The sequence below is a fragment of the Methylobacterium amylolyticum genome (genome assembly GCF_030700245.1).
Classification (GTDB): Bacteria; Pseudomonadota; Alphaproteobacteria; order Rhizobiales; family Beijerinckiaceae; genus Methylobacterium.
In genome coordinates this window covers 17,686-37,024 of the sequence record NZ_JAUYZI010000039.1, presented here as the reverse complement: position 1 = coordinate 37,024, position 19,339 = coordinate 17,686, and the positions used below count along the sequence as shown (strand labels likewise).

Here is a 19,339-nt window from a genome sequence, read left to right as displayed (position 1 = left end):
AGAGATGGTGATGGGTCAGGAGGAGCTGGTCTTCCTGCCGCTCGGCGGCGTGGGCGAGATCGGGATGAATGCAGGGCTCTACGGGTTCGGCCCGGAGAAGGGCCGCAAGTGGATCATGGTCGATTGCGGGATGGGCTTCGCGGGCGAGGAGGCGATGCCTGGCATCGACCTGATGTTCCCCGATCTCACCTTCATCGAGCAGCGGCGCAAGGACCTGCTGGGGATCTTCATCACCCACGCACACGAGGACCATATCGGCGCGATCTCAGAGCTGTGGCCGCGCCTGAAGGTGCCGGTCTACGCGACGCGCTTCGCCAAGAACCTGCTGGAGACGCGCCGCCTCTCCGAGCCCGGCGCGCCGAAGGTCGACCTGCGCGAGATCAAGCCCGGGCGGCGGCTGACGGTGGGTCCGTTCGAGGTGGAGTTCGTGCCCGTCTCGCACTCGATCCCCGAGTCGAACGCGATCGCCATCCGCACCGCGGCCGGCCTCGTCGTCCACACCGGCGACTGGAAGATCGATCCGACGCCGGTGGCGGGCGACGTGACCTCGCCTGAGGCGTTCACGGCGCTCGGCGACGAGGGCATCCTGGCGCTCGTCTGCGATTCCACCAACGTCGTGCGCGAGGGCTTCTCGCCGAGCGAGCGCGAGGTCGCGGCGACGCTGAAGACCCTGATCGCCGAGGCGCCGCACCGCGTGGCGGTGACCACCTTCGCCTCGAACGTCGCCCGCATCCGCGCGGTGGCCGAGGCGGCGCAGGCTTGCGGGCGCGAGGTGATCGCGGTCGGCCGCGCCATGGACCGGGTGATCGACGTGGCCCGCGAGTGCGGCTACCTCGACGGCCTGCCCGAGTTCCGCCGCGCCGATTCGTGGAAGAACATTCCCCGCGACCGGGTGGTGGCGCTGCTCACCGGATCGCAGGGCGAGCCCCGCGCCGCGCTCGCCCGGGTGTCGCGCCGCGACCACCCGGACATCGCGCTCGCCGACGGCGACCGGGTGATCTTCTCCTCGCGCGCCATCCCCGGCAACGAGCGGGATGTGGGCGCGATCATCAACGACCTGATCGAGCAGGGCGTGGAGGTCGTCACCGACCGGACCGCTTTGGTCCACGTCTCGGGCCACCCGCGCCGGGACGAGATGGTCGAGATGTACCGCTGGACCCGGCCCGGCACGGCGATCCCGGTCCACGGCGAGGCGCTGCACCTCGACGAGCACGCGCGCTTCGCCCGGGCTCAGGGCGTGCAGAACGTCGTCAAGGCGCGCAACGGCAGCGTCGTCCGCCTGAGCCCCGGCAAGCCCGAGGTGGTCGATCACGTGAAGGCCGGCCGCCTGTTCAAGGACGGCAACGTGCTGATCGACGATAAGGACCGGGCGATCCCCGAGCGGCGCAAGCTCTCGCAGGCCGGCCTCGTTTCGGTGGCGATCGCGATCGACGAGGACGGGGTGGTGCTGGGCGAGCCGGCGGTGGACATCATCGGCCTGCCCAACCGCGGCCGCTCCGGCGAGGGGCTGATCGACGTGGTGGTCGAGGCGGTCTCGCGCACCCTGTCCGGCCTGTCGCGGGGCAAGCTGAAGGACTCGGAGGGCGTCGAGAAGAGCGTGGACCGCGCCGTGCGTCAGGCCGTCAACGAGGTCTGGGGCAAGAAGCCCGCCTGCCACGTGCAGGTGGTGGAGGTGTGATAGCTTAGGGCTTGTTTCCCTCCCCCTCGCGGGGAGGGGCACCGCGGGGAAGGAAACGAAAAGCATGATCGGGCGGCTCAACCACGTGGCCATCGCCGTGCGGGACCTCGACGCGGCCTGCGCCGTCTACCGCGATACGCTCGGCGCCCGGGTCTCGGAGGCGCTGCCCCAGCCCGAGCACGGGGTCACCGTGGTGTTCGTCGAGTTGCCCAACAGCAAGGTCGAGCTGATGGCGCCGCTCGGCGAGGGCTCGCCGATCGCGGCGTTCGTCGAGCGCAACCCGAACGGGGGCGTCCACCACGTCTGCTACGAGGTCGACGACATCCTCGCCGCCCGCGACCGGCTGAAGGCGCAGGGCGCCCGGGTGCTCGGCACGGGCGAACCGAAGATCGGCGCCCACGGCAAGCCGGTGCTGTTCCTGCACCCGAAGGACTTCCTCGGCACCCTGGTCGAGCTGGAGCAGGTGTGACGCGGCTCGACCACGTCCTGGCGCGCTCGACGCCCGCGACGCTCGCCGCCGTGGCGGCCCTCGTCGCCGCCTTCGTCGCGGCGGCGGTGACCCTGTTCAAGCTGACGGTGGGGGGCGCGCTCGCCCTGTACTTCGTGGTGTGGTGGACGCTGCTCTTCGCGATCCTGCCCCTGCGCAACCATCCCGAGACCCGCCCCGAGCACGTGGTGCCCGGCCAGGATCCCGGTGCCCCGGCCGCCCCGCGGCTGCGGGAGAAGGCGATCTGGACGACGCTGCTGGCCGGCGTGGTCTTCCTCGCCGCCCTGTCCGTCTTCCCCTTAGCGGGCCTGTAACGCGACGCGCGTCGACACGGTCCCCGTCCGCCCGAAACCGGGACGGAGAACAACGTACCGTGAGCCGGGAAGAGGCTCACCGTGCGTTGTTCTGAGCGGCGCCGCCAGACGGGCGCACGCCGGATTCGGAAGGCCTCGCGGACGCAGGCCTGCCGCGGCGGGGGCCGCAGACAATAAAAAAAGCAAGGCCCGGGGCCTTGCTTTCTAAGCTTCAGTGGCTCGACCTTGAATTGTCCTACGCATTAGACTGCGTGGCGGTCGCTTTTCCTCCCGAGACTCGGACCCTGCGCCGCCTCTGCCCGGCGTCGCAAACATCGCGGCACGCTTATAGGAACAACAATTCGTCCTGTCACCGGGTGAGAGCCAAAAATCTGCGCTTTTTTGCCTGGACGCGAGCACAACGCTCTCGGACCGGGCAGGGGCGGACCGGCCGCATCCGCCGTGACCCGGCGGCGCTTGTGTTTTACAAGCTTGCCGTGTTGTGTGCCCCGGCGCCGCGCCCGGGGCCCGGCACCGCCCCCGTTCCAAGATCCGCCATGCGCCTCTCCCGCTACTTCCTGCCGACCTTGCGCGAGACGCCCAAGGAGGCCGAGATCGTCTCCCACCGGCTGATGCTGCGCGCCGGCCTCGTGCGCCAGGAGGCGGCCGGCATCTACGCGTGGCTGCCGCTCGGCCTGCGGGTGCTGGAGAAGGTCTGCGCCGTGATCCGCCGCGAGCAGGACCGCTCGGGCGCCGTCGAGATCCTGCTGCCGACCGTGCAATCGGCCGATCTGTGGCGGGAGTCCGGGCGCTACGACGCCTACGGCAAGGAGATGCTGCGCCTCAAGGACCGGCACGAGCGCGAGATGCTCTACGGTCCGACCGCCGAGGAGATGGTCACCGAGATCTTCCGGGCCAGCGTGCGCTCGTACAAGGATCTTCCGAAGAACCTCTATCAGATCTCGTGGAAGTTCCGCGACGAGGTGCGCCCGCGCTTCGGCACCATGCGCTCGCGCGAGTTCCTGATGAAGGACGCCTACTCGTTCGACTTCGACCAAGCCGGCGCCCGCCACGCCTACAACCGGATGTTCGTGGCCTACCTGCGCACCTTCAGCGGCCTCGGCCTCAAGGCGATCCCGATGCGCGCCGATACCGGCCCGATCGGCGGCGACCTCAGCCACGAATTCATCATCCTGGCGCGGACCGGCGAGAGCGAGGTCTTCTGCGACACCGCCTATCTCGACTTCGAGATCCCGCCGGAGAACGTCGACTTCGACGACGTGGCCGGCCTCCAGGGCCTCGTCGACGCTTGGACCTCGCACTACGCCGCCACCGAGGAGATGCATGAGCCCGAGGCGTTCGCCGAGGTGCCGGAGGGGAACCGGCTGAGCGCCCGCGGCATTGAGGTCGGGCACATCTTCTACTTCGGCACCAAGTATTCCGAGCCGATGGGCGCCAAGGTCGCCGGTCCCGACGGGATCGAGCGGCCGGTCCACATGGGCAGCTACGGCATCGGCCCGAGCCGGCTCGTAGCCGCGATCATCGAGGCCAGCCACGACGAGGCCGGGATCATCTGGCCCGACGCGGTGGCGCCGTTCGACGTGGCGCTGATCAACCTCAAGGTCGGCGATGCCGGGACCGACGCCGCCTGCGCGGAGATCCAGGGCGAGCTGGAGGCTGCGGGCCTCTCCGTGCTCTACGACGACCGCGACGAGCGGCCTGGCGCCAAGTTCGCGACCATGGACCTGATCGGCCTGCCCTGGCAGGTGATCGTCGGGCCGAAGGGGCTCGCCGACGGCAAGGTCGAGCTGAAGCGGCGCGCCGGCGGCGAGCGCGAGAGTCTCGCGGCCGTCGACCTGCTCGCCCGGATCCGGCGCGCCTAAGCCGTGCCCGCGATGGCCGGCGCGGCGCTCGAGCGGCTGAAGGGGGCCGCGTCCGCCTTCCGGGGCGGCACCGCGCCCTTCGCCCCGTTCGAGTGGATCCTGGCCGGGCGCTACCTGCGGGCTCGGCGCCGGGGCGGGGGCGTCTCGGTGGTCGCCTTCTTCTCCGTGCTCGGCATCGCGCTGGGCGTGGCCACCCTGATCATCGTGCTCTCGGTGATGAACGGCTTCCGCGCCGAGCTGCTGTCAAAGATCGTCGGCATCAACGGCCACGTCTTCGCTACGCCGATCGAGAAGACCTTCACCGACTGGAGCGACCTGTCCGAGCGGCTGTCGAAGGTCGCAGGCGTGCGCGCGGCGATCCCGATCGTCGAGGGGCAGGCCTTCGCCTCCTCGCCCTATGGCGGCTCGGGGGTGCTGGTGCGCGGGGTGCGGGCCCAGGACCTCGACGCGCTCGCCTCCGTCTCCTCCTCGATCCGCGGCGGCACCCTGGAAGGGTTCGACGACGGCAGCGGCGTGCTGATCGGCCGGCGGCTCGCCGACGGACTCGGCCTCCAGGCCGGGGACACGATCACCCTCTCGACGCCCAAGGGCGCCTCCACGCCGTTCGGCACCGCGCCGCGGACCAAGAGCTACACGGTGAAGGCGGTGTTCGAGGTCGGCATGACCGAGTTCGACCAGACCTTCGTGTTCATGCCGCTCAGCGAGGCGCAGACCTTCTTCAACCGGGACGGCGACGTCTCGATGATCGAGATCTACGTCGACGATCCAGACCACGTGCTCGACATGCGCGAGCCCCTGGAGATGGCGGCCGAGCGGCCGATCCTGCTCACCGACTGGCGCCAGCGCAACCGCACCTTCTTCGGGGCGCTGGAGGTCGAGCGCAACGTTATGTTCCTGATCCTCAGCCTGATCGTCGTGGTGGCGACCCTCAACATCGTCTCCGGGCTGATCCTGCTGGTGCGCGACAAGTCGAGCGACATCGCCATCCTGCGCACCATGGGCGCCACCCCCGGCACGGTGATGCGGGTATTCCTGATCAACGGCGCGCTGATCGGCGTGGTCGGGACCCTGTGCGGCCTCGGGCTCGGCATCCTGATCACCCTCAACATCAAGCCGATCCAGCGCTTCCTCTTCCCCGGCGCCTGGGACCCGACCGTGCGGTTCCTGGCCGAGATCCCGGCGCAGATGAACCCGCGCGAGATCACCGCGGTGGTGGTCACCTCGCTGCTGCTGTCGCTGGTGGCGACGCTGTACCCCTCCTGGCGCGCCGCCCGGCTCGATCCGGTGCAGGCGCTGCGCTACGGCTGACGCACCGGATGACCGACGAGAGCCAGCCCGCCGGCGCGCAGCCGGTGCCGGCCCTGTTCTTCGCCCGCGTCGAGCGGCGCTATCGGCAGGCGGAGGGCGCGCTGGAGATCCTGCGCGGCGCCGACCTCGCCATCTGGCCGGGGGAGCTGGTGGCGCTGGTGGCGCCGTCGGGCGCCGGCAAGTCGACGCTCCTGCACCTCGCCGGCCTGCTGGAGCGTCCGGACGGGGGCGAGGTCTATATCGGCGGCCGGCCGACGGCGGCGATGGGGGACGCGGAGCGCACCCGCCTTCGCCGCGAGGAGATGGGCTTCGTCTACCAGTTCCACCACCTGCTGCCGGAGTTCTCGGCGCTGGAGAACGTGGTGATGCCGCAGCTCATCCGCGGCTTGAAGCGCGCCGAGGCGAAGTCCCGGGCCACCGAGCTGCTGGGCTTCCTCGGCCTCGGGGAGCGGCTACCCCACCGCCCGGCCGAGCTGTCGGGGGGCGAGCAGCAGCGCGTCGCCATCGCCCGGGCGGTCGCCAACGGGCCGCGGCTGCTGCTCGCCGACGAGCCCACCGGCAACCTCGACCCCGGCACCGCCGGCCACGTCTTCTCGGTGCTGATGGCGCTGGTGCGCGCTTCCGGGCTCGCGGCCCTGGTGGCCACCCACAACATGGAGCTGGCCGCGCGCATGGACCGCCGCGTGACCATCCGCGACGGGCTGATCACGCCGCTCGACTGAGGGCGGTCCCGGGCTGAACCGCTCGGTTGTCCGCGCCTATGTCGTCCTCGCGAGTGCGGCGACCCGACCCAGGACCGCTTGAGGCCATCGGACGTGGTGCCGCTGGATTGCCCGCTGCCCCTCACGAAGACGGAGTGGCGCTAGGCGGAGAGGCGCGATCCCGAACCCTTCGACCGGAAGCCGTATCACTCCGCCGCCCGCCGCGCCTCCTCCGGCCCATCGGAGACGCCGAACCGGCCGATGCTGCTCTCCAGCCGCAGGGCGGCGTTGATCAGCGCCATGTGCGAGAAGCCCTGCGGGGTGTTGCCCCGCTGCTCGCCGGTCGCCGGGTCGATCTCCTCCGCGAACAGGCCGACATCGTTGCCCCGGGCGATCAGCCGCTCGAACACCGCCTGCGCCTCGGCGGTCCGCCCGTCGAGGGCGAGGCAGCCGACCCGCCAGAACGCGCAGGCCGTGAAGGCGCCCTCGTCGCCCTTCAACCCGTCCTCCATCCGGTAGCGGTAGATCAGGTCGCCCGCGCCGAGGTCGCGCTCAACCGCGGCGAGCGTCGAACGGGTGCGGGGGTCGGAGGGGTCGAGCGCGCCGAACAGGGCGACCCGCAGCACCGCCGCGTCGAGGTGATGCGAGCCGTAGGCGCCGGTATACGCCTGCTGCGCGTCGCTCCAGCCCTTCTCGTGATACTCGGCACGGATCTCGGCGGCCACGCGCTCCCACAAGGCGATCTTCTCAGGCGGCACGCCCGCGATGTTGCGGGCGATGCGGGCGGCGTCGGTCAGCGCCACCCAGATCATCGCCTTGGAGTGGAGCTGCTGGCGCGGGCCGGTGCGCAACTCCCAGATGCCGTGGTCGGCGTCGTGCCGGTGGCGGATCGCCCGGGCGGTGAGGTTGTCGAGCACCTCGGGCAGGCGGTCGTTGACCTTCTCCGGCGGGTCGTAATCCACCGCCTCCAGGAAGATGCACAGCGCCCGGATCAGCTCGCCGTAGATGTCGTGCTGGTCCTGCCCCTCCGCGGCGTTTCCGATCACCACCGGACCGACGCCGTTCCAGCCGGAGAGGTGGTCGAGCACCTCCTCCCGCGGCATGCCCTCGCAGATCCCGTACATCAGCCGGGTCTCGCGGCCGAACGTGCCGTCCTGCTCGCGCAGGAAGCGCAGGAATTCCGAGGCCTCGCGCACGTAGCCCAGCATCACGAAGGCGGTGACCGTGAAGGCGGCGTCGCGCATCCACGTGAAGCGGTAATCGTAGTTGCGGTCCCCCGGCACCGCCTCCGGCAGGCCGGCGGTGGCCGCCGCGACGATGCCGCCGGAGGGCGAGTAGGTCAGCAGCTTGAGGCACAGCGCCGAGCGCAGCACCGCCTCGCGATAGGGACCCCGATAGGTGCAGCGCCCGCTCCAGCGCCGCCAATATTCGATGGTGGTCGCCAGCCGCCGCCGCGCGCCTTCCAGATCCTCGATGCAGGCGTCCTCGCGATCCTCGCCGTGGGTGAGAACGAGGTAGGCGGTCTCGCCCGCCGTCAGGCGGAACCGGACCTCCGCGACGTCGTCGTCCGCGACAAGCGTCGCGGGATGCGCGTTGACACGCAGGCGCCAGTCTCCGGCCTCGAACAGCACCGAGCCGGCCTCCGCGACGGGCGTGCAGGGGCGGCGGGCGTAGTCGAAGGTCGGGCGGACGACGAAGCGGCCCTCCACCGTGCCTTCGTCGCAGGTCAGGAGCCGGATCAGCCGGCTCTCGCCCTCGCCGTCGGGCCCCTCCTCGGGCTCGGGGCTCGGCGGATCGACCGGCATCAGGTCGGTGAGGCGGGCACGCCCGGTCCCCGTGGTGAAGATCGTCTCCAGGATGTTGGTCTCGGGGAGATAGCGGCGCGCCGTCTCCTCCAGCCCGGCGAAGGCGACCGTGCAGGCGCCGCCCTTCTCGTCGTCGAGGAGCTTCAGGAACAGGGCCGGCGAATCGTGGCGCGGCCAGCACAGCCAGTCCACCGAGCCGTCGCGGGCGATCAGCGCGCAGGAATGGGTATCGCCGACGAGGGCGTAATCGCTGATGGGCTTCGACACGGCGCTTCCGGAAGACGGTCGGCGGCGACCGCCGCGGGGCACGATGCTGTGCCGAGGGAAGGTAGCCGACCGCCGCCGCGCGGGGAGGGCGCCTCGACGATTCGCCGCACGGGCTCCGCGGGGGTCCCGCGGGCGTCAGGCCCGCGGCAGCATCCGGTCGCTGATGATCCGGCGCTGGATCTCGCTGGTGCCCTCGAAGATCGTGGTCAGGCGCGCGTCGCGCCAGTAGCGCTCGACCCGGCGCTCCGTGGTGTAGCCGTTGCCGCCGTGGAGCTGCATCGCCTGGTTGGTAACCCGCACGGCCATCTCGGTGGCGAGCAGCTTCACCATCGCCGATTCCGACTCGGCCGGCTCGCCCTGGTCGAGGAGATGCGCGACCTGCTGCCAGAAGGCGCGGGCTTGCGCGACCTCGGCGGCCATGTCGGCCAGCGCGAACCGCAGGGCCTGGAAGTCGCCGATCTTGTGGCCGAACTGCTCGCGCTCCTGGAGATAGGCCTGCGTGTCCTCCACGGCGGCGCGCGCCACGCCGACCGCCCGGGCGGCGGTGTGCACCCGGGCGATGTTGAGCCCGCGCTGCACGGCGGCGAAGCCCCCCGAATCCGCGTCCGCCCCCTGGTCGCCGTACAGGCCGGTGAGGCGGTCGCTCTCGGGCACGCGCACGCCGTCGAGGTCGAGCTCGAAGGTGCGGAAGCCGTGATAGCCGATCTTGTCGATCACCCGGGCGGTGATGCCGGCCGGGAAGGTGCCGCGCTCCTTGACCACGAGGAACGGCTCCAGCCCGGCCGAGCGCGACTCGCCGTCCTCCGGTTCCCGGGTCCGGGCCAGCACCTCGATGAAGTCGGCGCCCTCCGCGAAGCCGGCCCAGCGCTTGCGCCCGGTCAGCACCCACACGTCGCCGTCGCGCACCGCCCGGGTCTGGACCCCGGCGAGGTCCGAGCCGGCCCCGGGCTCCGAGAGCGAGATCGAGCCGATCCAGTCGCCCTTGGCCGAGCGCCGCATCAGCGCGGCGCGCCGCTCGGGGTCGAGGGTCTGGGTGCCGAGGCCCTGTCCGCGGGCGAGGATCGAGCCGACCGACAGCCACGCCCGGGCCAGCTCCTCCGAGACGAGGCAGTACTCGAACACCCCGAGTCCCATCCCGCCGTGCTCCTGCGGGATCGTCAGGCCGAACCAGCCCTTCTCCGCCATCGCCGCGATCAGCGACCGGGGCATCTCGGCCTTCTGCCGGTCGAGTTCGTCGGCCAGCGGCAGCACCACGTCGTGGGCGAAGGCCCGGGCCTCCGCCTGGAGCGCCGCGCGCGCCTGCGTCCGCCACGGCGAGGCCAGTTCCGGCGGCTGCGGTTCAATCCTGTCCGACGCGCCCAAAGCGTTTCTCCGTTCTTCGCGGGTCGGGAAACACCGGGTTACAAATTGGTTCCACCGCGCATCTTCGAATATCACGGACGCGGGTGCATAAGATCAGCATGACGCTCGCCGAACCGCTCGTGCAGTCTCACCCGATGACCGCGCCCGCCACACCCCACATCCTCGTGGTCGAGGACGACCGGGAAATCTCCGCCCTGGTCGCCCGCTACCTGCGCGGCAACGAGTGCCGCGTGACGCTGGCCGGCGACGGCCGCGAGATGGAGCGGGCGCTGTCGGAATCGCGCATCGACCTGATCGTGCTCGACCTGATGCTGCCGGGCGAGGACGGCCTGAGCCTGTGCCGGCGCCTGCGCGAGACGTCGCAGGTGCCGATCCTGATCCTCACCGCCAAGTCCGAGGAGGTCGACCGGATCCTCGGACTCGAACTCGGGGCGGACGACTACCTCGCCAAGCCGTTCAACCCGCGGGAGCTGCTCGCCCGCATCCGCGCCATCCTGCGCCGCGTCGCCGCCGAGGCGCCGGACAGCGACGAGCGCCGCCGCCTGCACTTCTCCGGCTGGACGCTGGACGTGTCGCTCCGGCAGGTGCTGTCGCCGGAGGGCGCGCGCATCGCGATCACGGGCGCCGAGTTCGACCTGCTGCACGCGCTCTGCCTGCGCCCGGGCCGGGTGCTGTCGCGCGACCAGCTCCTCGACCTGACGCAGGGGCGGGCCGCCGGCCCGTTCGAGCGCAGCATCGACGTTCTGATCTCGCGCATCCGCCAGAAGATCGAGCGCGACACGCGCAACCCGGAGTTCATCCGCACGATCCGCTCGGGAGGCTACCTGTTCACGCCGGAGGTCACGCGCTCATGACGCTCGCCCGGCTGCGCCCGCGCAGCATCGCGGGGCAGATCGCCCTGCTGGTGGTCGCGGCCATCGCCGTCGCCCACACCGTGGCGACGCTCGCCTTCCTGCTGCTGCACGAGCCGCAGAACCCCGACGCGATGCCGGGCGTGGCCGCCGGGCGCCTCGGGACGCTCGCCCGCCTGCTCGACGCCGCCGACCCGGCGGTGCGGCCCGCGCTGATCGCCGGCGCCCGCAACCTGCCGATGGTCAACGTCGCGCCCTGGGACGGCCAGGCGCCGCCGGAGGCCGGCCCCGCGCCGGACCACCCGGTGATCCGGCGGCTGCGCGCCTCCTTCGCCCGGCCGCTCGACGTCGTGAACCTCGGCGGGGCGGGGACGGATTCCGGCCACCTCCTGCGGCTCGGCATCACCACGCCCGGCGGCGCGACCCTGCAAGCCACGCTGCCCGACGACCCGCTGCGCCCGAACCGCCACGGGGCGCTGATCTTCACGGTGGTGTTCCTGGCGCTGACGCTGGCGCTGCTCTGCGTCTGGGCGACCCGGGCGCTCACCGCCCCGCTGGCCCGGCTCGCCGGCGCGGCGGAGGCGTTCGGCGCCCGCGACGACCACGTCGCCCTGCCCGAGGCCGGCCCGCGCGAGGTGCTCGCCGTCTCGCGGGCGCTCGACCGGATGCGGGCGCGGGTCCGCCGCCTGATCGACGACCGCACCCAGATGCTCGCCGCCATCAGCCACGACCTGCGCACGCCGATCACCCGCCTGCGCCTGCGCGCCGAGTTCATCGAGGACGAGGCGGCCCGCGCGGCGACGCTGCGCGACCTCGACCAGATGAACGGCCTCGTCGAGGCGGCCCTGTCCTTCGTGCGCGACGGGCAGGCGCGCGATGCCGGCAGCCTCAGCCTCGTCGACCTCGCCTCGGTGGTGCAGACCGTCTGCGACGGCTTCGCCGACATCGGCGCGCCCGTCACCGTCGCGCGCAGCCGCCACGTGCTGGTGCGGGGGCGGCCCGACGAGCTGCTGCGGGCGCTCACCAACCTCGTCGACAACGCCGTGAAGTACGGCGGCCGGGCCACGCTGCGGATGGAAGCGTCCGAGCGCGGCGTGCGGGTCAGCGTGCTCGATCCCGGCCCCGGCATCCCCGAGGCCGAGCGCGAGCTGATGCTCCAGCCGTTCGTGCGCGGCGACCGGGCGCGCAACCTCAACGCGGCCAGCGGCTTCGGCCTCGGCCTGTCGATCGTCCAGGCGATCGTCGAGGCCCATGACGGCCGCCTGACCCTGGAGAACCGGCCGGAGGGAGGCCTGTGCGCGGCGATCGAATTGCCGCTGGCGGCGCAGACATTTGCCGGTAGACTTCGCCCGAGTCATCTGGGACCTATCGATCAAATTGAAGACGCGCGAGCCGCGTGATTTTTCTTGAGAACGCGTTTTGCTGCAAGCACTTAGAACAAAACAGGAACTGCGTCAACGACAACACCCCCCGCCTGTTGCATAAGTTACTGATTCTGCTATAAATTTGATATGGATTCGACGTACTTCCTCAATGGCGGCTTCAAGCCGACCATGAAGCGCTTTGCTGATCTGGATGGCCCAGATTTCTTCCCAACTCCGGGCTGGGCAACTTATGCGCTAATTGATAACGAACGCTTCGATGGCGATCTTTGGGAATGCGCTTGTGGCAATGGCGCAATGTCCGCCGTACTAAGTAAGATAAATAATCAAGTATCCAGTTCAGATCTTTATGACAGAGGCTTCGGCGAGATAGGTCACGATTTTGTGTCGAGCAAAAGGCGATTTGATAATATCGTCACAAACCCCCCCTACAACAGCGCAGAGGGTTTTGTAAAAAGCGGACTGCAAAACTCAGGCCGGAAGTTTGCGTTGCTTTTGAGGCTGGCCTTTCTTGAGGGAGCTAACAGACAACGAACAATCTTTGAAACTAATCCTCCAAGTCGAGTCTGGATTTTTAGCGAGCGCATAACCTTTTATCCACACGGGGCTGTGCAGAAAGGTACTGGCACCACCGCCTATGCATGGTTTGTCTGGGACAAAGATGCACCCAGCCGAACAGAATTAAAGTGGTTTAAGCCAGGTTATAAGCAAAAATACTCCCCGACCGGCCTAGCGTGAAATCAACTTCCGCCCCTTATCAGTAATGCACAGTCCGCGCACAGGATCATAGGTTGCATAACCCTCCGCGACGATATTACCTTCGTCATTCCTGTGCGAAACTTGATTTCTAACTATTTGACTAAACCGAGTATCGTTGCGATTGTTGAGAATTTCGAGGTCTTCTTCTGATAAGGTCATTACTCCTTCGAGATAAGCCAGCCTTGCTGCGGTATCCATACACCCATTTGTTGCCAGCCCTTTAAGGGTAGGAACCAAAATATCTGCCTCAAGAGTACGAGCCATAATGCGCCTTCCAGAACGCTATCTGAAATTTATCATAGCAATCTAAAGGCAAATTTGCAACATTTGGACTTGTTCCGCGTCCGCCCTCACACCGACATCCACGGGAGCACGTCGGCCTCGACCATCTCGGACCGGGAGCCCGACAGCACCACCTGGCCGCGATCCATCACCGCGTATGTGTCGCACAAGTCGCGGGCCCACTCGAAATACTGCTCGACCAGCACGATCGCCATCTCGCCCTTGCCGCGCAGGTAGGTGATCGCCCGGCCGATATCCTTGATGATCGAGGGCTGGATGCCCTCGGTCGGCTCGTCGAGCACCAGGAGCTTGGGGCGGGTCACCAGGGCGCGGGCGATGGCGAGCTGCTGCTGCTGGCCGCCCGAGAGGTCGCCGCCGCGCCGGTGCAGCATGTCCTTCAGCACGGGGAAGAGGTCGTAGATCTCGCCGGGCACGTGGCGGTCGCGGCGCTTGAGCGGCGCGAAACCGGTCTCGAGGTTCTCCTTGACGGTGAGCAGGGGGAAGATCTCGCGGCCCTGCGGCACGAAGGCGACGCCCGCCCGGGCCCGGTCGTAGGGGGCGAGCCCCTGGATCGGGCGGCCGGCGAGGCGGATGGCGCCGCCGCGGACCGGCTGCTGCCCGACGATCGCCCGCATCAGCGAGGTCTTGCCGACGCCGTTGCGCCCGAGCACGGTGGTGACCTGCCCGGCCTCGGCGTTCAGCGAGACGCCGCGCAACGCCTGCGCGGCGCCGTAGTACAGGTCGATGCCCTCGACGCTCAGCATGATCGCGTACCACAGTGCGTTGCGGCGCAGTTTCCCTCCCCCCTCTGCGGGGGAGGGTGGCCCGCGAAGCGGGTCGGGAGAGGGGAGCGACAGTGCCGGACAGGTCGCGACGGGCCCTTCATCCTGAACCGTCGCGCTGCCCCTCTCCCGACCCGACCTGACGCGAGGGGCGCCTTCTTGCCCACCCTCCCCCGCAGAGGGGGGAGGGGGCCCGTCGGCGCACCTTTCGCCACATGAAGACGCCGTCCCATCATCGCCCCAGATACACCTCGACCACCCGCGGGTCGGCGGAGACCGCGTCGATCGAGCCCTCGGCCAGCACCGCGCCCTCGTGCAGGCAGGTGACGCGGCATTCGAGCGCCCGGACGAAGTGCATGTCGTGCTCGACCACCACCACGGCGTGCTCGCCCGCGATGCGGCGCAGGAGGTTGGCCGTCTCGGCCGTCTCCGCGTCGGTCATGCCGGCCACCGGCTCGTCCACCAGCAGGAGCTTCGGGTCCTGCGCGAGCAGCATGCCGATCTCCAGCCACTGCTTCTGGCCGTGGCTGAGATCGGCCGCCGGGCGGTCGCGGTGGGGCAGCAGGCCGACCGTCTCCAAGAGGGCGTCGATCCGCCCCCGCTCCACCCGGTTGCGCCAGCCGAACAGGGAGCTGAACCCGGCGCGCGGCCCCTTCAGCGCCAGCAGGATGTTGTCGGAGAGCGTGTGGCTCTCGAATACGGTGGGCTTCTGGAACTTGCGGCCGATGCCGAGGTCGGCGATCGCCGGCTCGTCGAGCGTCAGCAGGTCGTGGGTGCCGTCGAACAGGGCGATACCGGTATCCGGCCGGGTCTTGCCGGTGATGCAGTCCATCATCGTGGTCTTGCCGGCACCGTTCGGGCCGATGATCGCCCGCATCTCGCCGCGGCTGAGGGTGAGCGACAGCCCGCGCAGGGCCTTGTAGCCGTCGAACGTCACTCGCAGGTCGTCGAGATACAGCAGCGCGTCCGTCTGTCGTTTCTTGTTGGCCGGGCCTGTTCCGAGGCCCGGCGGCGTCGCGTGCGCGGCCGGGGGTTCGAGGGTGGCGGTACTCACGAGCCCTGGCCTTCTTCCGCGAGCTTCGGGGCGATGGCGGGCTCCGGCGGGAGCTTGGCCGCCGCGCGCCGGCCGCCGAGCCGCTCGACGGCGGTGCCGACGAGGCCGCGCGGCAGGAACAGCGTCACGACCACGAACAGGGCGCCGAGCGCGAACAGCCACGCATCGGGCATCGCCCCGGTCAGCACGGTCTTGGCGTAGTTGACCAGCACCGCGCCGAGCGCCGCGCCGACCAGCGTGCCGCGGCCGCCGACCGCGACCCAGATCACCGCCTCGATCGAGTTGCCCGGCGCGAACTCGCCGGGATTGATGATGCCGACCTGCGGCACGTAGAGGGCGCCGGCCACGCCCGCCATCATCGCCGAGACGGTAAAGGCCAGCGTCTTGTAGTGCTCCGGCCGGTAGCCGAGGAAGCGGGTGCGGCTCTCGGCGTCGCGCACCGCGATCAGGATCTTTCCGTAGGCCGAGACGGTCATGAACCGGGCGATCAGGTAGCCCAGCGCCAGGGCCACACCGGTGGCGACGAAGATCCCGACCCGGAAATTCTGGGACTGGACGGAGAAGCCCAGCAGATCCTTGAAGTCGGTCAGCCCGTTGTTCCCCCCGAGCCCCATGTCGTTGCGGAAGAAGGCGAGCATCAGCGCGTAGGTCAGCGCCTGGGTGATGATCGACAGGTAGACCCCCGTCACCCGAGAGCGGAAGGCGAGCCAGCCGAACACGAAGGCGAGCAGGCCCGGCACCAGCAGCACCATCAGCGCGGCGAAGGCGAAGTGGTCGAAGCCGTACCAGTACCAGGGCAGTTCCTTGTAGTTCAGGAACACCATGAAGTCGGGCAGCACCGGGTTGCCGTAGACCCCGCGCGGGCCGATCTGGCGCATCAGGTACATGCCCATCGCGTAGCCGCCCAGCGCGAAGAACGCCCCGTGGCCGAGCGAGAGGATGCCGCAATAGCCCCAGACGAGGTCGAGGCTGACCGCGAGCAGGGCGTAGGCGAGGTATTTGCCGAACAGGGCCACGAGGTAGGTCGGCAGGTGCAGCCCCGAGCCCTCGGGCACGACGAGGTTCAGCACCGGCACGGCGACGCAGAAGGCGCCGAGGGCGGCGAGGAAGATCCAGCCCTTCGGGTCGATGAGGCGGCTGCGGGGGGACATGCCGGGGTTCCCTGCGCGGACGCCGCTCACGATTCCACCGCCCGGCCCTTCAGCGCGAACAGCCCGCGCGGGCGCTTCTGGATGAACAGGATGATGAAGACGAGCAGGCCGATCTTGGCGAGCACCGCGCCGACATAGGGTTCGGCGAGCTTGTTCACGACGCCCAGCGTCAGCGCCGCGACCAGCGTCCCCCAGAGGTTGCCGACGCCGCCGAACACCACCACGAGGAACGAGTCGATGATGTAGCCCTGGCCGAGATTGGGCGAGACGTTATCGATCTGCGACAGCGCCACCCCGGCGATGCCGGCGATGCCCGAGCCGAGGCCGAAGGTCAGGGCGTCGACGTAGGGCGTGCGGATGCCCATCGCCGCGGCCATGCGCCGGTTCTGGGTGACGGCCCGGGTCTTCAGGCCGAACGCCGTCTTGCGCAGGACGAACAGCAGCCCGAAGAAGACGGCCATCGCGAACACGATGATCCACAGCCGGCCCCAGGTGACCGACAGCCCGTAGAAATCGAAGGCGCCGCTCATGAAGGCCGGCGCCCCGACCTCGCGGTTGGTCGGGCCGAAGAGCGAGCGCACCGCCTGCTGGAGGACGAGACTCACGCCGAAGGTGGCGAGCAGGGTCTCCAGGGGGCGGCCGTAGAGGAAGCGGATGACGAACCGCTCGATCAGCACGCCGACGAGGCCGGCGACGAGGAAGGCGCAGGGGATGCTGATGGCGAGCGACCAGCCGAACAGGCCCGGCATCTTCGCCCGGATCAGCTCCTGCACGAGGTAGGTCGTGTAGGCCCCGAGCATCACCATCTCGCCGTGGGCCATGTTGATCACGCCCATCACCCCGAAGGTGATGGCGAGCCCGATCGCCGCGAGCAGCAGCACCGAGCCCAGCGAAACCCCGTACCAGACGTTCTGGAGGGCGCCGACGATCGCGAGCCGGGTCTCGATCGCCGCGATGCCGCGGGCGGCCGCCGCGCGCACCGCCTCGCTCGGGTCGGAGCCGAGCCCGCGCAGGATGCCCATGGCGTCGCCGTCGCCGCGGGCCTGGATCGGGGGGACCGCATTCAGGCGGTCGACCTCCGGCGTGCCGGGCCGGGCGAGCAGCACGGCGGCCCGCGCCTCGGTCATCGCTTGGCGGACGCCGGCATCCTTCTCGCGGGCCAGAGCCGCGTCGAGGGCGGGGAGCGCGGCCGCGTCGCGGGCCTTGAACACCGCGTCGGCGGCGGCGCGGCGGCGGCCGGTCTCGGGGCTCGCGAGGTCGAGCTGGCCGCGGGCCGCCTCGATCGCCCGGCGCACCCGGTTGTTGGCCTTCACCGGCTTGAGATCGGCGGCGTCCGCGGCGGCCGCGCCGGTGCGCGCGTCGACCACGGCGCCGCCCTGTCTGATGAAGAGGGCCTTGTCGGCGGGCCGGACGAGGAGCCGGCCGTCGGCGAGCGCGGCGAGGATCGCCCCGGCGCGCGGGTCGCCGCTCGCGGCGAGGCCGGAGACGCCCGCCTCGATCTCGGCGTAGCCGTCGCCGGCGAGGCCCGCGTAGGGGTCGGCGTTCTGCGCCAGCGCGGGGGCGGACAGCAGCAGGAACAGGAGGGCGAGGAGGCGGGTCATCGGGACTCGGAAACAGCGGCCGGACTCTCCTCCCCCTTGCGGGGAGGAGGTGGAGGTGGGGGAGGTGCGGAAGGCACCGGATCGCTCAATCCTGAACCACCCCCATCCCGAACCCCTCCCCGGAAGGGGAGGGGCAAACGCGGATCACGCGCCGCCGCACTTCTTGGTCGTGGTGTTGTAGTTGCCGCAATTGAGCTTCACCCAGTCGGCTTCGAGGTCCTTCGAGCCTTCGAGCTGCTTCGACCACGCCTCGCCGGGGATCAGCTCCTTGGTCTTCCACACCACGTCGAACTGGCCGTTGCCCTCGATCTCGCCGATGAAGACCGGCTTGGTGATGTGGTGGTTGGGCAGCATCTTGGCGGTGCCGCCGGTGAGGTTCTTCTGCTCGATACCCGGCAGCGCGGCGATCACCTTGTCCGGATCGGTGGTGCCGGCCTTCTCGACCGCCTTCACCCACATGTTGAAGCCGATGTAGCTCGCTTCCATCGGGTCGTTGGTCACGGCCTTTGGGTTCTTCTTGAAAGCCTGCCACTTCTTGATGAACTCTTCGTTCTCCGGCGTCTTGATCGACTCGAAGTAGTTCCACGCGGCGAGGTGCCCGACGAGCGGTTTGGTGTCGATGCCGGCCAGCTCCTCCTCGCCGACCGAGAAGGCCATCACCGGGATGTCGGTGGCCTTGATGCCCTGGTTGCCGAGCTCCTTGTAGAACGGCACGTTGGCGTCGCCGTTGACGGTCGAGACCACGGCGGTCTTCTTGCCGGCGGAGCCGAACGCCTTGATCTTCGACACCTCCGTCTGCCAGTCCGAGAACCCGAACGGGGTGTAGTTGATCATGATGTCCTCGTCCTTGACCCCCTTGGACTTGAGGTAGGCTTCGAGGATCTTGTTGGTGGTGCGCGGGTAGACGTAATCCGTGCCCTCCAGCACCCAGCGCTTGGTGCTGCCGCCATCCTCCGACATCAGGTAGTCGACCGCCGGGATCGCCTGCTGGTTCGGCGCGGCGCCCGTGTAGAACACGTTGCGCTCGCTCTCCTCACCCTCGTACTGGACGGGGTAGAAGAGGATGTTGTTGAGTTCCTTGAACACCGGCAGCACCGACTTGCGCGACACCGAGGTCCAGCAGCCGAACACGGCGGAAACCTTGTCCTTCGCGATCAGCTCACGGGCCTTCTCGGCGAAGAGCGGCCAGTTCGAGGCCGGATCGACCACCACCGGCTCCAGCTTCTTGCCGAGCACGCCGCCCTTGGCGTTCTGCTCGGCGATCAGCATCAGCATCACGTCCTTCAGCGTGGTCTCGGAGATCGCCATCGTGCCCGACAGCGAGTGCAGGATGCCGACCTTGATGGTCTCCTGCGCCCGCGCGGCGCCCACGGCGCTCATCGCGAGCCCGGCGGCCAGAGCGGCGGCCGAGCCCCAGGTCTTCAGAACTTTCACGGGCGGTCCCCTTCGTCGTCCACACTGAGACGCCGGGCCCCTACGCAAGCCGGATGCCAGATTTTTGGGCAGTCCGCGGAATGGACCTCCGGGACGGGGGGCGACCGACCACGGAACGGGCACCCGCCATCGCGCCGTGGTCCGGGCTCTGCTAGAGGCGGTCGCCTGAGGGCTGTTCATCGAGCGATTGGATCGGAGGCCGTCAGGCGGACCGGGAGCGGCCTTGCCGTCGCGTGGGTCGTCAACGGTGAGCGCGGCA

Annotated in this window: 17 protein-coding genes; 9 read left to right on the top strand and 8 right to left on the bottom strand. The window is 69.5% G+C overall.

What is annotated here, in order from left to right; genetic code table 11:
• Positions 1 to 4 precede the first annotated feature (4 nt).
• From Q8W71_RS23570 to Q8W71_RS23545, 6 genes are all read left to right on the top strand, one after another.
• Positions 5 to 1,678 carry a ribonuclease J gene (locus tag Q8W71_RS23570; RefSeq protein WP_305527853.1) on the top strand — a complete coding sequence of 558 codons (1,674 nt, stop codon included), beginning with the start codon at positions 5 to 7 and terminating at the stop codon, positions 1,676 to 1,678.
• A gap of 64 nt (positions 1,679 to 1,742) precedes the next feature.
• Entirely contained in the window at positions 1,743 to 2,147 is a 405-nt protein-coding gene (mce, locus tag Q8W71_RS23565) for a methylmalonyl-CoA epimerase (RefSeq protein WP_305527852.1), read from the top strand.
• A complete protein-coding gene (locus tag Q8W71_RS23560) occupies positions 2,144 to 2,479 on the top strand; it encodes a DUF1467 family protein (protein ID WP_305527851.1) in 336 nt (111 codons plus the stop codon). The genes mce and Q8W71_RS23560 overlap by 4 nt, the downstream gene beginning before the upstream one ends.
• A 536-nt stretch (positions 2,480 to 3,015) precedes the next feature.
• Positions 3,016 to 4,341 (top strand): proline--tRNA ligase, encoded by a 1,326-nt coding sequence (gene proS, locus Q8W71_RS23555; RefSeq protein ID WP_305527850.1) that lies wholly within the window; start codon positions 3,016 to 3,018, stop codon positions 4,339 to 4,341.
• A 12-nt stretch (positions 4,342 to 4,353) separates the two neighbouring features.
• Complete coding sequence (locus tag Q8W71_RS23550) at positions 4,354 to 5,649, top strand: lipoprotein-releasing ABC transporter permease subunit (RefSeq protein ID WP_305527849.1); 1,296 nt, start codon at positions 4,354 to 4,356, stop codon at positions 5,647 to 5,649.
• An 8-nt stretch (positions 5,650 to 5,657) separates the two neighbouring features.
• Positions 5,658 to 6,371, top strand: a complete 714-nt coding sequence (locus Q8W71_RS23545) for an ABC transporter ATP-binding protein (protein ID WP_305527848.1) — start codon at positions 5,658 to 5,660, stop codon at positions 6,369 to 6,371.
• Between the two features lie 185 nt (positions 6,372 to 6,556).
• On the opposite strand, the gene Q8W71_RS23540 is transcribed toward Q8W71_RS23545, so the two are convergent.
• Together Q8W71_RS23540 and Q8W71_RS23535 are read right to left on the bottom strand one after the other, a co-directional pair.
• The gene (locus Q8W71_RS23540; protein ID WP_305527847.1) at positions 6,557 to 8,422 is read right to left on the bottom strand and encodes a glycoside hydrolase family 15 protein; all 1,866 of its coding nucleotides are present in this window, start codon (positions 8,420 to 8,422) and stop codon (positions 6,557 to 6,559) included.
• 135 nt (positions 8,423 to 8,557) lie between these two features.
• The gene (locus Q8W71_RS23535) at positions 8,558 to 9,784 is read right to left on the bottom strand and encodes an acyl-CoA dehydrogenase family protein (RefSeq protein ID WP_305527846.1); all 1,227 of its coding nucleotides are present in this window, start codon (positions 9,782 to 9,784) and stop codon (positions 8,558 to 8,560) included.
• Between the two features lie 98 nt (positions 9,785 to 9,882).
• On the opposite strand from Q8W71_RS23535, the gene Q8W71_RS23530 reads away from it, so the two are divergent.
• The 3 genes from Q8W71_RS23530 (at position 9,883) to Q8W71_RS23520 (ending at position 12,755) form a co-directional block, all read left to right on the top strand.
• On the top strand, positions 9,883 to 10,638 hold the full coding sequence (locus Q8W71_RS23530; protein ID WP_370875516.1) for a response regulator: 756 nt from the start codon (positions 9,883 to 9,885) through the stop codon (positions 10,636 to 10,638).
• Positions 10,635 to 12,035: an ATP-binding protein gene (locus Q8W71_RS23525; protein ID WP_305527845.1), complete on the top strand. Its 1,401-nt coding sequence runs from the start codon at positions 10,635 to 10,637 to the stop codon at positions 12,033 to 12,035. The genes Q8W71_RS23530 and Q8W71_RS23525 overlap by 4 nt, the downstream gene beginning before the upstream one ends.
• A 111-nt stretch (positions 12,036 to 12,146) precedes the next feature.
• On the top strand, positions 12,147 to 12,755 hold the full coding sequence (locus tag Q8W71_RS23520) for a hypothetical protein (RefSeq protein WP_305527844.1): 609 nt from the start codon (positions 12,147 to 12,149) through the stop codon (positions 12,753 to 12,755).
• Here Q8W71_RS23520 and Q8W71_RS23515 read toward each other — a convergent pair.
• The 6 genes from Q8W71_RS23515 to urtA form a co-directional block, all read right to left on the bottom strand.
• On the bottom strand, positions 12,747 to 13,040 hold the full coding sequence (locus tag Q8W71_RS23515; protein ID WP_305527843.1) for a hypothetical protein: 294 nt from the start codon (positions 13,038 to 13,040) through the stop codon (positions 12,747 to 12,749). The genes Q8W71_RS23520 and Q8W71_RS23515 overlap by 9 nt on opposite strands.
• 86 nt (positions 13,041 to 13,126) lie before the next feature.
• Positions 13,127 to 13,822 (bottom strand): urea ABC transporter ATP-binding subunit UrtE, encoded by a 696-nt coding sequence (gene urtE, locus Q8W71_RS23510; RefSeq protein WP_305527842.1) that lies wholly within the window; start codon positions 13,820 to 13,822, stop codon positions 13,127 to 13,129.
• 250 nt (positions 13,823 to 14,072) lie between these two features.
• Entirely contained in the window at positions 14,073 to 14,894 is an 822-nt protein-coding gene (gene urtD, locus Q8W71_RS23505; protein ID WP_305527841.1) for an urea ABC transporter ATP-binding protein UrtD, read from the bottom strand.
• Entirely contained in the window at positions 14,891 to 16,045 is a 1,155-nt protein-coding gene (urtC, locus tag Q8W71_RS23500; protein ID WP_305527840.1) for an urea ABC transporter permease subunit UrtC, read from the bottom strand. Before urtC ends, urtD begins: the two co-directional genes overlap by 4 nt.
• 26 nt (positions 16,046 to 16,071) lie before the next feature.
• Positions 16,072 to 17,646: an urea ABC transporter permease subunit UrtB gene (urtB, locus tag Q8W71_RS23495; protein ID WP_305527839.1), complete on the bottom strand. Its 1,575-nt coding sequence runs from the start codon at positions 17,644 to 17,646 to the stop codon at positions 16,072 to 16,074.
• A 144-nt stretch (positions 17,647 to 17,790) separates the two neighbouring features.
• Complete coding sequence (gene urtA / locus Q8W71_RS23490) at positions 17,791 to 19,026, bottom strand: urea ABC transporter substrate-binding protein (protein WP_305527875.1); 1,236 nt, start codon at positions 19,024 to 19,026, stop codon at positions 17,791 to 17,793.
• Positions 19,027 to 19,339 lie beyond the last annotated feature (313 nt).

Coding starts and splice junctions, on each gene's coding strand:
- Q8W71_RS23570 (WP_305527853.1), top strand. CDS start 5: ATGGTGATGGGTCAGGAGGAGCTGGTCTTCCTGCCGCTCGGCGGCGTG.
- mce (WP_305527852.1), top strand. CDS start 1,743: ATGATCGGGCGGCTCAACCACGTGGCCATCGCCGTGCGGGACCTCGAC.
- proS (WP_305527850.1), top strand. CDS start 3,016: ATGCGCCTCTCCCGCTACTTCCTGCCGACCTTGCGCGAGACGCCCAAG.
- Q8W71_RS23550 (WP_305527849.1), top strand. CDS start 4,354: ATGGCCGGCGCGGCGCTCGAGCGGCTGAAGGGGGCCGCGTCCGCCTTC.
- Q8W71_RS23545 (WP_305527848.1), top strand. CDS start 5,658: ATGACCGACGAGAGCCAGCCCGCCGGCGCGCAGCCGGTGCCGGCCCTG.
- Q8W71_RS23530 (WP_370875516.1), top strand. CDS start 9,883: ATGACGCTCGCCGAACCGCTCGTGCAGTCTCACCCGATGACCGCGCCC.
- Q8W71_RS23525 (WP_305527845.1), top strand. CDS start 10,635: ATGACGCTCGCCCGGCTGCGCCCGCGCAGCATCGCGGGGCAGATCGCC.
- Q8W71_RS23520 (WP_305527844.1), top strand. CDS start 12,147: ATGGATTCGACGTACTTCCTCAATGGCGGCTTCAAGCCGACCATGAAG.
- Q8W71_RS23515 (WP_305527843.1), bottom strand. CDS start 13,040: ATGGCTCGTACTCTTGAGGCAGATATTTTGGTTCCTACCCTTAAAGGG.
- urtE (WP_305527842.1), bottom strand. CDS start 13,822: ATGCTGAGCGTCGAGGGCATCGACCTGTACTACGGCGCCGCGCAGGCG.
- urtC (WP_305527840.1), bottom strand. CDS start 16,045: ATGTCCCCCCGCAGCCGCCTCATCGACCCGAAGGGCTGGATCTTCCTC.
- urtB (WP_305527839.1), bottom strand. CDS start 17,646: ATGACCCGCCTCCTCGCCCTCCTGTTCCTGCTGCTGTCCGCCCCCGCG.
- urtA (WP_305527875.1), bottom strand. CDS start 19,026: ATGAGCGCCGTGGGCGCCGCGCGGGCGCAGGAGACCATCAAGGTCGGC.